13 protein-coding genes and 1 other RNA gene are annotated in these 13,259 nt (G+C 40.4%); 10 read left to right on the forward strand and 4 right to left on the reverse strand.

The window, feature by feature from the left end; genetic code table 11:
- The first annotated feature begins 329 nt into the window (after positions 1-329).
- The 5 genes from PL9631_RS10535 to PL9631_RS10555 all read left to right on the forward strand — a co-directional run bounded on the left by PL9631_RS10535 (position 330) and on the right by PL9631_RS10555 (position 6,539).
- Entirely contained in the window at positions 330-1,289 is a 960-nt protein-coding gene (locus PL9631_RS10535; RefSeq protein WP_083619990.1) for an orange carotenoid-binding protein, read from the forward strand.
- 103 nt (positions 1,290-1,392) lie between these two features.
- The gene (locus tag PL9631_RS10540; protein WP_083619993.1) at positions 1,393-1,722 is read left to right on the forward strand and encodes a hypothetical protein; all 330 of its coding nucleotides are present in this window, start codon (positions 1,393-1,395) and stop codon (positions 1,720-1,722) included.
- 302 nt (positions 1,723-2,024) lie between these two features.
- Positions 2,025-3,284 (forward strand): methionine adenosyltransferase, encoded by a 1,260-nt coding sequence (metK, locus tag PL9631_RS10545; RefSeq protein WP_083619996.1) that lies wholly within the window; start codon positions 2,025-2,027, stop codon positions 3,282-3,284.
- 386 nt (positions 3,285-3,670) lie between these two features.
- Positions 3,671-5,458, forward strand: a complete 1,788-nt coding sequence (locus PL9631_RS26715) for a sensor histidine kinase (RefSeq protein WP_083619999.1) — start codon at positions 3,671-3,673, stop codon at positions 5,456-5,458.
- Between the two features lie 151 nt (positions 5,459-5,609).
- Positions 5,610-6,539 (forward strand): phosphoribulokinase, encoded by a 930-nt coding sequence (locus PL9631_RS10555; protein WP_083620001.1) that lies wholly within the window; start codon positions 5,610-5,612, stop codon positions 6,537-6,539.
- A 157-nt stretch (positions 6,540-6,696) separates the two neighbouring features.
- Here PL9631_RS10555 and PL9631_RS10560 read toward each other — a convergent pair whose 3' ends face one another.
- Positions 6,697-7,191: a pentapeptide repeat-containing protein gene (locus PL9631_RS10560; protein ID WP_156090510.1), complete on the reverse strand. Its 495-nt coding sequence runs from the start codon at positions 7,189-7,191 to the stop codon at positions 6,697-6,699.
- Between the two features lie 168 nt (positions 7,192-7,359).
- Here PL9631_RS10560 and PL9631_RS10565 point away from each other — a divergent pair, with 168 nt between their 5' ends.
- From PL9631_RS10565 to ssrS, 3 genes are all read left to right on the forward strand, one after another.
- Entirely contained in the window at positions 7,360-7,722 is a 363-nt protein-coding gene (locus PL9631_RS10565) for a phage holin family protein (RefSeq protein ID WP_083620004.1), read from the forward strand.
- A gap of 140 nt (positions 7,723-7,862) precedes the next feature.
- A complete protein-coding gene (locus PL9631_RS10570) occupies positions 7,863-8,780 on the forward strand; it encodes a DNA-methyltransferase (protein ID WP_156090512.1) in 918 nt (305 codons plus the stop codon).
- A gap of 104 nt (positions 8,781-8,884) precedes the next feature.
- Positions 8,885-9,071: non-coding RNA, 6S RNA (gene ssrS, locus PL9631_RS10575), on the forward strand.
- A 22-nt stretch (positions 9,072-9,093) separates the two neighbouring features.
- On the opposite strand, the gene PL9631_RS10580 is transcribed toward ssrS, so the two are convergent.
- The 3 genes from PL9631_RS10580 to PL9631_RS10590 are packed head-to-tail and all read right to left on the reverse strand — an operon-like array spanning position 9,094 to position 10,523.
- The gene (locus PL9631_RS10580) at positions 9,094-9,837 is read right to left on the reverse strand and encodes a HEAT repeat domain-containing protein (protein WP_083620009.1); all 744 of its coding nucleotides are present in this window, start codon (positions 9,835-9,837) and stop codon (positions 9,094-9,096) included.
- 37 nt (positions 9,838-9,874) lie between these two features.
- Positions 9,875-10,351 (reverse strand): GNAT family N-acetyltransferase, encoded by a 477-nt coding sequence (locus tag PL9631_RS10585; protein WP_083620012.1) that lies wholly within the window; start codon positions 10,349-10,351, stop codon positions 9,875-9,877.
- Complete coding sequence (locus tag PL9631_RS10590) at positions 10,344-10,523, reverse strand: hypothetical protein (protein WP_083620015.1); 180 nt, start codon at positions 10,521-10,523, stop codon at positions 10,344-10,346. Before PL9631_RS10590 ends, PL9631_RS10585 begins: the two co-directional genes overlap by 8 nt.
- A gap of 210 nt (positions 10,524-10,733) precedes the next feature.
- On the opposite strand from PL9631_RS10590, the gene PL9631_RS10595 reads away from it, so the two are divergent.
- Both PL9631_RS10595 and PL9631_RS10600 read left to right on the forward strand, forming a co-directional pair.
- On the forward strand, positions 10,734-12,044 hold the full coding sequence (locus PL9631_RS10595; RefSeq protein WP_083620018.1) for a M16 family metallopeptidase: 1,311 nt from the start codon (positions 10,734-10,736) through the stop codon (positions 12,042-12,044).
- Positions 12,045-12,174: 130 nt separating this feature from the next.
- Positions 12,175-13,203 carry a C39 family peptidase gene (locus PL9631_RS10600; protein WP_083620021.1) on the forward strand — a complete coding sequence of 343 codons (1,029 nt, stop codon included), beginning with the start codon at positions 12,175-12,177 and terminating at the stop codon, positions 13,201-13,203.
- Positions 13,204-13,259: the final 56 nt, after the last annotated feature.

The following is a 13,259-nucleotide window of genomic DNA, read 5'->3' on the forward strand; positions in this document are numbered from 1 at the left end:
GCAAATTTGGGGATGTAACCCTAGATGTAGGGGTAATTCATGAATTACCCCTACTATTGATAGCGGTGATGCGTGAGTCCTGTTTCAACGGCGATATCAAAACGCCTCTACCAACTCGACTAGGATCTAACCCTGAATTTTGCCACTACTTTTCGCCAAGATCGTAATGTTGTCTGAAAATTTATGTAAAGATTTTTGTACTTTCTTTAAGATTTGTGTGCTATAGTCAAAACATGAGCAATTTTTAAGATCATGTTCTGTTAAAGTTCATCCCCTGTTTTGAAACTCAGGATTGGTTTTTGTCCAAATTTTAGTCTGGAATTTACTTTATGTCATTTACAGTCGATTCAGCCCGTGGGATTTTTCCAAATACTTTAACTGCTGACGTAGTACCAGCTACAATTGCCCGCTTCAATCAACTTAATGCTGAAGATCAACTGGCATTAATCTGGTTTGCTTACCTTGAAATGGGTAAAACGATTACCGTTGCTGCTTTAGGCGCGGCTAATATGCAGTTTGCTGAAATAACGATGAATCAAATTCGGCAAATGTCTTTCCAAGAACAAACACAGGTCATGTGTGATTTGGCAAACCGAACCGATACACCAATTTCACGAGCTTACGGTAGTTGGACTGCCAACATTAAGCTAGGTTTTTGGTATCAGCTTGGAGAATGGATGGCTCAAGGAATTGTCGCTCCAATTCCATCAGGATATAAGCTATCAGCTAATGCAGCTTCTGTACTGCAAGCAATTCAAGCACTAGAATCAGGTCAACAAATCACTGTTTTACGCAATTGCGTTGTTGACATGGGATTTGATACAAGTAAGCTTGATAGTTCTCAGAGAGTTTCTGAACCTGTGGTTGTTCCTAGAGATATGGCACAACGGACTCAAGTTACTATCGAAGGCGTTGATAATCCCACGGTTCTCAACTACATGAATAACATGAACGCCAATGACTTTGATGTGCTGATTGAGTTATTCACCCCCGATGGCGCGCTTCAACCTCCTTTTCAGAAACCAATTGTGGGGAAAGATGCTGTTCTTCGATTTTTCCGAGAAGAGTGTCAGAATCTCAAGTTGATTCCAGAGCGAGGCGTAACAGAACCCGCAGATGGTGGTTATACCCAAATCAAAGTAACTGGTAAAGTGCAAACTCCTTGGTTTGGTGCTGGTGTGGGCATGAATATGGCTTGGAGATTTTTGCTAAGTCCTGAAAATAAAATTTTCTTTGTGGCAATTGACTTGTTAGCATCACCTAAAGAGTTGTTAAATTTAGTTCGTTAATTAATAAACGAATCTAATTTAATCTAGCAACGGGTTTAAACCCGTTGCCACCCAGACAAAACTCTAATTGTGTGGGTTTTTTAGAGTCTATTTAACTTTAGTAATGATGCAAGTAAATGAGATTGAATGGTCTGAGGCAGAAAAAGAAGTAGCTAAAGCTGCCTTTGATATGGCTTATAAACGAGAAATAAAGGCTTTGATAGACGAAGTTCGTAAACAATCAAGTGCGATTGTAGAAATTGATGATATCTGGCGTTTGCACGACTTTTTAAGTGCTAGAAGACACAATATAGATGGCAAATATGATTATGAATATTCAGGACTAATTTTTGTTTTTGCCAGTTTGGTTAAAGATGGTTGGCTAAATCTTAATGAACTAGATGGACTCAACACAAATAAGCTGATTAAGATCGCCGCTATTGCCCGTATTTGATACTCTGGGCGAATATCGCGACGGGGATTTTTAAAACAATTTGAGTTTTAACATTGACAATCTGGCTACCAAAGCCGCCCTCCACTCAGCTAAAGGGCGGGGCTTTAAACCCATAATTTTCGGTAAATTGGGAATAACCCCTGTATAATTGCTGATCGTCGCAACTTTCTATAATAGAATCCGTCGGATCGGTGAAAGGGAACTTGCGGATTTGATGAGAATTAAGAGATGATGCTGTAGTAGTGTAATTTCAATCCGGTTCTGCTGAATCAATCTCACTCGAATACAAGGAGGAATGATTATTGTCTCGCCGTTACCTGTTTACGTCTGAATCCGTGACTGAAGGCCATCCCGATAAAATCTGCGATCAAATTTCCGATACGATTTTAGATGCCTTATTAACTCAAGATCCTAAAAGCCGTGTAGCCGCAGAAGTGGTTGTCAATACCGGTTTAGTATTGATCACGGGTGAAATTACCACCAACGCGCAAATTAACTATATTGATTTAGCTCGGAAAAAAATTGCGGAAATTGGTTATGTTGATGCAGATAATGGCTTTTCTGCGAGTAGCTGCTCCGTTCTGATTGCCCTAGATAAACAGTCTCCTGATATTGCTCAAGGGGTGAACCAAGCCCAAGAAGCCAGAGAACTGTTAAGCGACCAAGAACTTGATGCTATTGGTGCTGGGGATCAGGGGATTATGTTCGGTTTTGCCTGCAATGAAACCCCGGAACTGATGCCTATGCCGATCAGTTTAGCCCATCGGATTTCTCGGCAATTAGCAATGGTGCGGAAAAACGGGACACTTCCCTATTTACGTCCCGATGGTAAAACCCAAGTGACCGTAATCTATGAAGATGATCGTCCCGTGGGAATTGATACCATTTTAGTCTCAACTCAACATACCGAGACCATTGGGGACATTACCGATACTACGGCGGTACAAGAAAAAATCAAAGCCGATCTCTGGTCTGCCGTTGTCCAACCCGTATTCGAGGATATTGCGGTTAAACCCGATGACCAAACTCGCTTTTTAGTGAATCCAACGGGTAAATTTGTAATTGGTGGCCCTCAAGGAGATTCCGGGTTAACGGGTCGCAAAATTATTGTCGATACCTATGGCGGATATTCCCGTCATGGGGGCGGGGCATTTTCTGGGAAAGATCCCACGAAAGTAGACCGCAGCGCGGCTTATGCTTGCCGTTATGTGGCGAAAAATATTGTAGCTGCCGGGTTAGCCGATAAGTGTGAAGTTCAGTTGAGCTATGCGATTGGGGTGGCTCGACCCGTGAGCATTTTAATTGAAACCTTTGGAACTTGCAAGGTGGATGAAAACAAACTGCTCGAGGCTGTACAAAATAACTTTGAACTGCGCCCGGCGGGAATGATTCAGGCTTTTAATTTACAAAAATTACCCGGTGTGCGGGGAGGTCGTTTTTTCCAAGATTTGGCTGCCTATGGTCATTTAGGCCGGACAGATTTAGATTTACCTTGGGAGAAAACCGATAAAGCTGAATTACTCAAAGCCGCTTTACTGCAACCGGCTGCGGTTGGAAAGTAGTGATTGCTTTTGGGGGATTGAGATCACAGATTGTGACAGCTAGGGGTCGGTTTGCTAAACAAACTTTTCCCGTCGGGTTCAGTTAAGTCCCTAGGGCTGTCTAAATCGATTAAAATCTTGAATATTATGTCTGGATAGCCCTTCAGTTTAAGCTGGAGGGTTTTTCACATTTTGATTTAACGATTTAATCACTGAGATCAGTCGTAACACTAACACACCCATGTCACAATTGTAGTTGGGGGTCGCACCCTAAAATGAAAATGGGTTTGGTCAAGCCCATACCCTGTTCTGGGAGTTTAAAATTTAAAGGTTAAGGTTTAACAAGATGAACCAGGAAAATATTCTTTAATCAAACTTAACATAGGAGGGAAAAGGAGTATAGGCTAATGCCATTTGAAGACTTAAAATCTAATACAACGAACCCAGAGACTAAACGCCTTGTAGCCCATTCTTTTAAGGGTTATCTCCAGCAACATAATCCTTTTCGACGGAATCAACATTCAGGGTATCGTTGGTTTATTTATCAAAAAATTGGTTATGGTTATTTTTTAGCTATTGCCATTGGTTTTATGGGTTCAATCACGGGATTATTACTAGCCGATATTTACCAAAAACAGGCTTATTATCAATTATCGGATGCTCGCCGACAAGCCCAACTGTTCAATAACTTTAATACCACTGTTCTCAAAATACAATTGCAGAGTTATCACTTAATTTCTTCCACAGATCAACCTAAAATTTGGAATCAGGAGAAAAAAAATATCGCTCAGGATTTAACTAAACTCAAAAATCTTGTGATTGAAATTGAAGATTTTATTGATCAAAATCCTAGCTGGTTGGTTGCAGAAACAACGGAAGTTAAATCGTTTTTTAAAACCTATCAAGATAGTTTACAAATTTACACTAAAACTCTTGATATATTAAAACAAATTTCACCTAATTTATCCTCTAACCTAAAAAATCAGGCAATTTATCAGTCATTGAATTTATTGTCTGATCAGCAATCTATTCAAACCTTGGAAAAATTAAATAATCAATTAAAACAATGGTTGAAAGAAGCAGAAAATCAAGAAAAAATGAGTGATATAGCACTAAAAAATGCTCGGAAACTCCAAAATTTAATTATTATAGTTAGTGCCTTTTTATCCGTTCTAATTTCTATTCTTGCTGCCATAAAAACCACCCATTCAATTACTCAGCCCCTAAGTATAACCCAACAAGTGGCTGAACAAGTTGCCCAGGAGTCTGACTATAATTTGCGAGTTCCTTTCCAGACCGATATTCATGAAATTTATTCCTTAGCTAACTCGGTTAACTACTTAATTGAACAGGTTGATCAACGCACTCAGCAGTTAGAACAATCCAAGAATTCAGCAGAATCTGCTAATCTGGCAAAAAGCCAATTCTTGGCAAATATGAGTCATGAGTTAAGAACACCTTTAAACGCTATTTTAGGCTATAGCGAAATGTTAGCGGAAGATGCCAAGGATTTAGGTCAGGATGAATTTGTGACTGATTTAGAAATGATTAATACAGCCGGAAAACATTTGTTATCATTAATTAATGATATTTTGGATTTATCAAAAATCGAAGCCGGACGTATGGAACTCTACTTAGAAAGTTTCGATTTAAAGGACTTAATTGAAAGTGTCGTTGCGACGGTTAAACCTTTAGTGAATCAAAATAACAATGTTTTAACCCTGAATTATGATTCGGGTTTAAGTTTGATTTATTCAGATTCAACTAAAGTTAGACAAATTTTATTTAACCTCCTGAGTAATGCGGCTAAATTTACACAGCAGGGTCAAATTATCTTAACAATTACCCGTGAAAAGATTAATGACCCTGTCGATTCTTTAAATTCTAAAAATTCAACCTCTAATTCTTTACAGAGTTATCAGATTAATTTCTGTATTCAAGATACGGGGATTGGGATTCCTGAAGAACAACAAAAATACGTTTTTGAGGCTTTTATTCAAGGAGATAATTCGACAGCCCGCCGATATGGAGGGACGGGATTAGGTTTAGCCATTAGCCGTCATTTCTGTAAAATGATGGGAGGAGATTTACAATTACTGAAAAGTCAGGTGGGACAGGGTTCAACTTTTAATGCTTCGTTGCAATCTTCACTCACCCTTGACCTAGACTCGTTACCAGAAATATCTTTTGATTAGCTATAGGAAAATCGATAGGATTGCTATATCATGCTAATATTAGTCTAATTTCTGTGGATTCCCCAAACAGGGGCAGAAGTTTTTTAACTATAAGTCAGGTTTTTGCCGCCAATTAAAATATTGCGGTTTCTCCTTTTGCGTGAGGTTTGAGATGACACATCGCCCGATTATTTTAGGAATTGTTGGAGACAGTGCCGCGGGAAAAACTACCTTAACCCGAGGAATTGCTCAAGTCTTGGGGGAAGAAAATGTAACGGTAATTTGTACCGACGACTATCATCGTTATGATCGCAAACAACGGGCTGAAATGGATATTACTGCCTTGAATCCAGATTGTAATTATCTGGATATTATGCAGCAACATCTAACTTTATTGAGAACCGGACAGTCTATTCTTAAACCCATTTATAATCATCATGATGGAACATTTCAACCCCCTGAATATATCAAACCCAATCGATTTGTGATTGTCGAAGGTTTACTGGGTTATGCAACTCGTGGAATTCGGGATAATTATGATGTAAAAGTGTATTTAGCTCCCCCTGAATCCCTCCGATGTCAATGGAAAATCAAACGAGATACAATGAAACGGGGTTACAGCGAAGAAGATGTAATTCTTGCTTTAAAACAACGGGAACCTGACTCAGAAGATTTTATTCGTCCCCAACGAAAATCAGCCGATGTTATTGTTACCTTTTATCCTCCAGATGATGAAAATGGAACCAGCTTAAACGTTCGTTTGGTTTTGCGTCCGACCATTCCTCACCCAGATTTTAGTGAAATTTTCAATCAACAAAGTGGTCATCATATTGATGCTGTGCGTCTGGGATTAGATCGAGATATGGGTAAACCCGTAGATGTCCTAGAAATCGATAGTCACGCCACTTTAGAACAAGTCAACGCATTAGAAATGATGCTATGTAATGAATTACCGAGTTTGAAAAATTTCTGTAGTTCTGGAGGGAATCAAAATTTGGGAATTTTAGCTGGTACAACCGGAGAAATTTTACAAAGCTATCCCCTAGCTTTAACCCAATTATTAATTGCCTATCACATGATTAAAGCGACTAAATTAGTTTAGTTAAACTTTGATTTTGAGTTGGGTTAAATTTACTCAACAGGAGAAATTTTTATTAATTTCATCAAAAAATAGTAGGTTTATATTGAGTTTAAACTCAGGAAAAATAACCCAAACATTATTGATTAAAGTAGGATTATTTCCCTGGGTTTGATCCGGTTTATCGACATCCCAAAGAGTAACGAGTTGCTACCCCAGTCGTTGAATTGACTCCACTGGCAACTTCACACAATTGTCGAATCTGTTCTCTGTCTAAGATGGCATCACTAAAATCAGCACCTGCAATGGTTGTACGACGAAAGGTTGACCCTAAAAATAAAGCCTCAACTAACACAGCATCAGTTAAATCGGCATCAGTAAAATCCGCTTGATCTAACATCGCATAGGTTAAATTTGCTTGTTTAAAGCTGGCTTTGGTTAGAATCCCTTTACTAAAAATCGCTCCTTCTAAATCCGAATCATCAAATTTTGCTAATTCCATATTTGAATTCGCAAATTCCGCCGCCGGTAAAGACTGATTAGAAAAATCCCGTCCCTGTAGCAAACTATGACTAAAAAACAGATGGGCTGGATTTTTTCCCGCCCAGGAAGGAATCGGAAAAGCAAATAGGACTACAGCCACCATTAAAACGATGAATTGCCCAAGTCTGATCATCTGTTTACTGCTCCACTTTAGAATCAAATCCTTTATAGTTATGTTAACTTCTCCCATACCCAATTTTTGAATAATCGTGTAAAATAAATGATCCAGAAGCAGGTTATTTTAGAATAACAAGTTTCTAAAAACAACCGAGGCTTTAATTTTTATTCTGAGGAAACATCTATGATCAATTTTTTTGTCACTTGGATCATTTCTGCTATTTCGCTGGGAATAACCGCCCAAATTGTTCCGGGTTTTACCATTAGCAGTTGGCAATCTGCTGCCATTGGAGTGATCGTTATGGCATTTGTCAATGCTATCATTAAACCGATTATTACCATCTTGACCCTTCCCCTAACTATTCTAACTTTAGGTTTATTTTTATTGGTGGTCAATGCTATTTCTATTTCCTTAGTCGCCTATTTAACCCCTGGATTTTCGATTTCTAGTTTTTGGGCGGCATTATTTGGCTCAATTGTTCTTTCTTTGATTTCTAGTTTATTTAATCAAATTTTAGATAAATCTAATAATAATTCCTTGGATTAAATTATTCCTATTAACAGCCAGGAAAAAGACTTCATTCTCAGATTGACTGGATTATTCTTTTTTGCCATATAGAGGAAAAAAATATCCTCTATATAAAAAATATGGCTAACCGATCGCACAGAAATACACGACATATTGGGATGAACGCATTGCGAAAGCGGCATGGGTTTCACACTTCTGAACTGGAAATAGAAGTCAAAGACTATCAAGAAACCGTTCATGCGGTTATGAACCTCGATTGTCTGGAACTTCTTAAAAAAATCCCCTCAAACTCTGTTCAACTTATTGTTTGCGATCCTCCTTATAATATAAATCTCGCTGAATGGGATAACTTTGATCATTATATTAAGTGGGCATCTAATTGGCTGATTGAGAGTGAAAGAGTCCTATTAAATACTGGAAATCTGGTGATCTTTGGGGGATTTCAATATCAAAGTGAAGCCGGAAGTGGTGATTTATTAGAAATTATGATGTATATGCGCCATCATAGTAAAATGTGTTTAGTAAATGTGATTATTTGGTATTATAAAAATGGCATGAGTGCCCATCGATTCTTTGCCAATCGACATGAGGAAATAGCCTGGTTTGCCAAGACAAAAAAATATATTTTTGACCTAGATGCTGTTCGTATTCCTTTTGATCAAAAGACTAAAAACCTTTACTTAAAAGATAAAAGACTCAATCCTGAGACTGTTAATAAAGGCAAAAATCCCACTAATGTTTGGGAGATGGGAAGATTAAATGGTAATTCCCTGGAAAGAGTAGGACATCCGACTCAAAAACCAACGGAAGTGATTAGAAGAATTGTCCGTGGGATGTCTTACCCTGGTTCGGTTGTGGTTGATTTTTTCGCAGGTTCAGGAGTAACAACCCGAGTATGTATAGAAGAAGGAAGACATAGCATATCCAGTGATCTCTCTACGGATTTGAATTGTTATTTAGATCTGCATATAGCTAAAATAAAACCTGATATTTTTTCGGATTTTCTGCCCTTTAAATTTCTCAATCCAAACGAATTCGAGTCCCATCCAGTGTTTAGAAAATTGACGCAGGGATAATTCCTAGATTCGAGGGCTAACATCCTGGGGACGCCCGTTCATGTTTGTTCCTTTCTCCCCCATCTCCTTGCTATCCCAGAAAGATCTGTTATAATAACCTCAAGGTTCTGCTGCGACGTTGGTGATTTGCCGATATGTTTTTTTGATCTATAGCTTTAAGAATACGGGAACCAAGAGAATTGCAGGCGGCAGTAAACCGAGCTTAGACTCGGAAACTTTAAGTCTGGTCGAGGTACCCACCTGGTTTTACCCAGGTCAAAAGCTGAGGCAACACGGCGTTGCGGTTGACCTTATCGATAACGACCACAAAAGATTATAATAAACCGTCCATTTCCAAGTCTTCAATAATTTGTAAGCCTCGCGGATCACCCACTCTTAATAAAGATGATTTAGCATCATCCTTAACCCCTACATCCTCATCTTCTTCTAGGGCTTCAATTAAGGCATCAATAGCGACAGCATAAACAACATTCGAGGGCAGTTCCCGACACAGTTGGCCCAAAGCCCAAGCACAGTTACTTCTAACCGCCGGAACCGAATCTTGACGCATCGCTTCAATCATCGGAGGAATCGCCCGAATTACGGCATCATAACTGACTTTTGCCATTTGACCCAGGGAACTCGCCGCCCAGAGACGCACGGCGGGAATATCGGTTTTCAGGGCATCCAGTAAAGGTTCCAAGGCTCGGCGATCGCCACAGGTTCCCAAAGCCCAAACCACTCCTTTCCGAACATAGCCATTCCAATCTTGATGCAATTGTGCCATCAAGGCTTCAACCGATTGGGAATTGGAGTTACGTCCCAAAGCATAGGCTACACTCACCCGCACCAAAGGGCAACTATCCTCTAGGAGTCGAATTAAATCAGGAATAGCCCGCTCGTCCCGAATTTCACAAAAAGCCCGGGCTGCAATCATGCGCTGTTGAGATTCAGGAGATGTTAACAACAGCAACATCTCCTCTGGATCGGGTTGGGCCATTTCGCCATCATCCAATTGATCCAAAGGACTCTCTAACGGGTCTTTAGTATTGATTCTGCTCAGTTTTTCATCCTCCATATTATTAATTTACATGATTTAATGGACTATATTTAACTCACCATAGAATTTTCTGCATCAACAAAGATTGGGGTTGATAGCCGAGTTTCTGATACAGATTCAGGGCGGGTTGGTTATGGGTGAAAACTTGTAGACTGATTTTGCGATCGCCTCGTCCGGTGGCCCACTGTTGAGCATGAACCATTAAAGCTGAACCAATACCCCGTTTTCGGTGTTCCGGTGCGACATACAACAAAAAAACATGGGCCGTGCGTTCTCCATCGGTTAGATCAATCGCATTGCCTAACCATAAACAAGCCACTTGTCCGGCAGGGGAACGGTCTGGGTCGAACTCATCCACCCACCATAAAGGAGTTTGAGGCGAAAAATACTGCTCAACGGTGGAGGCTAGATGGCTTAACTCTTGCTCAGGGAATTGTTCCTTATAGGTTCTGTACACAAACTTGAGTAATAAAGCCCGATCTAAACGTGACCCCTGGCGCAGATGATAACCGGGGATAAAAACTTCAGACACGGATAGGATTAACAAAAAATAGATCCGATCCAGTCGGCGCGATCACCGTGCCCATGGGGGCTGGGGCGGTCATATCTCCAGGGAGAAAAATTCGCGCACTGACAACGAACAGGGCAAATAAAAACATCATGACCACAATCAACGGGGCAATATATTGACGAAAAAATGCCATAATCAGTTATCAGTTATCAGTAAACAGTTATAAGTGTAGTAGTTGTCGGTTTTTAGCTAATAACTTACAATACAATAAAAACTATCAACTATCAACTATCAACTATCAACGAATAACTGGTAGGGACGCGCCTAGCCTAACGATATTGGGTTTTGCTAAGACGGGTCTAACCACTGATAACTCATAACTGATTACTGATTACTGAACTAAATGACTTCTATCCTCGTCAAACCATCTTTGCCTCGACCGATTAATACCCCCACTGTTCATCAACTCCCTAATGGTCTAACCATTGTGGCAGAACAGTTAGCCGTTGATGCGGTGAATCTCAATGTTTGGATTAATATTGGTTCAGCCATTGAATCCGATGATATCAACGGCATGGCGCACTTTTTAGAACATATTGTTTTTAAAGGCACACCCCATCTGCAAGTCGGAGAATTTGAGCAAAAAATCGAACAACGGGGCGCGGTCACGAATGCAGCCACCAGTCAGGACTATACCCATTACTACATCACCACTGCCCCCCAAGACTTTGCGGATTTAGCTCCGTTGCAGTTTGATGTGGTGATGAATGCCAGTGTGGCGGACGAGGCGTTTGAACGGGAACGATTTGTAGTCTTAGAAGAAATTCGTCGGGCTGAAGATAACCCAGGTCGGCGCTCCTTCCGTCAGTCCATGGAAATCGCCTTTGAGCAACTCCCCTACCGGCGTCCGGTTTTAGGGCCAGCAGCAGTAATTGAGCAGTTACAATCCCAACAAATGCGGGACTTCCACCGCACTTGGTATCAGCCGCGCTCCATGACCGTTGCGGTGGTAGGCAATTTACCCGTGGAAACTCTGATTCAAACCGTAGAAAATGCCGTGGGTTCTGTTTATTCCCCCACATCAAAGGATTCTGGGCTCCCCCAACTCCAACCCTGGACTCCTGAAGCCAGTTTTAGGGAAATTGTCCGTCAAGAAATCATCGATGATACCTTAGAACAAGCCCGATTATTGATGTTATGGCGTGTTCCGGGTTTAGAAGAACTCCCTCAAACCTATCCCTTAGATGTTTTAGCTTATATTTTGGGTCAGGGAAAAACGTCGCGACTCTTTCAAGATCTACGAGAAAATCAAGGGTTAGTGTCATCCATTTCTGCGAGTAATATGACCCAGCGTTGGCAGGGCGTATTTTATATTTCGGCCCGTTTACCCGTAGAGAATTTAGCGCGGGTTGAGGCGATTCTTACCGATCATATTCGTGAAATTCAAAACGAATTAATTACTGAAGACGAAATTGCCAAAGTGAGAACACAGGTAGCCAATCGATTTATCTTTGGAAATGAAACCCCGAGTGATCGGGCTGGTTTGTATGGATACTATCAATCTTTGGTGGGAGATTTAGCTGCGGGTCTCCATTACCCCGATCATATTCAAGGGTTAAGTTCAGAAACCATTCAACACTCTGCACAACGGTATTTGTCTCCTGATGCCTATGGAATTGTCATCTTGAAACCTTCCTCAAACAGTCATCAGTAATCAGCGATCAGTTATCAGTGAAAAAGTAAAAAAATGACTTTACTTTAATCAAATAAAACCCAGAGTTGGGAAGTTTCTGGAAATAATGGTAAAATCGTGCAACGCTGATCATGACTCCCATCCTTTTCTTATGAGACTACAAGATTTTCTCGGTAAAGATACTCGATATGATATTAAAGGCATTTCTGAAGACGACGATCTTTCCCGTCAAATTCAGACTCGACTAATTGATTTAGGACTGCTTGATCCGCCTGTAGATGGGATTTTTGGCCCAAAATCAACGGCTGGATTACACCAATTTCAAAAGTTGATGGAGTGTGGTGAAGCGGGTTATCTGGGTGCAGTTACAGCTAAAAAGTTAATCGAAACCCGAAAAGACCAGATTCCGATCGCCACCCCGATTCTAAAAACCGTTAAAAGTACAGTTTTTAAGGTTAAACCCATTGCTTCTTCCCAACTCAATGACTCAGAAAAATTTTTGATTCCCGCCGCTCAAGAATTTAGTGTTTTGGCTTATGATCCGATTCGGGGACATTTACGAGTCGCTCTACGCACTGAATCCTACGGAGGATATTCTGTTTTATATATTTGGGGAGAACACGCCGAAATTTATGAAAATGGCAGCCGGGTTTATCCCAAACCCCTTCCCAAAAGTGCCCGTCTCAATGTTCCGTTTAAGTCTCAATTAGATAATTGGTTTAATCCCACGGGATCTTGTAACGTAACTTCCATAGCGATGTGTTTGGAATATTTTAAAGCTCGTCGCAAAACCAGTGTCGGTCAGTTTGAAGATGAACTCTATGAATACGCCATTAATAAAGGCTATAGTCGTCATAATCCCTACGATTTAGCTCGAATTGTTCGCGATTATGGTTGTCAGGATTATTTTACTGAAAATGCCACAATCGAGGATATTAAAGATTGGATTGCGGCCGGAAATCCCGCCGTTATTCATGGGTATTTTACCTCCTTTGGTCATATTATGCCGGTGGTCGGGTATGACGAATATGGGTTTATTGTTCATGATCCCTATGGAGAATGGTTTTCCTCCGGTTATCGCACGGATTTGAGTGGGTCTTATTTGAATTATTCCTATCTATTAATCCGCCGCGTTTGTATGCCAGATGGTAGTTTTTGGGTACATTTTATTTCTAAGTAGAGATTAGGAATAGAGAAGCGATCTTAGGGCGAGGCGAACTCGCCCCCATGGTAAAA

Source organism: Planktothrix paucivesiculata PCC 9631, assembly GCF_900009265.2.
Lineage (GTDB): Bacteria > Cyanobacteriota > Cyanobacteriia > Cyanobacteriales > Microcoleaceae > Planktothrix > Planktothrix paucivesiculata.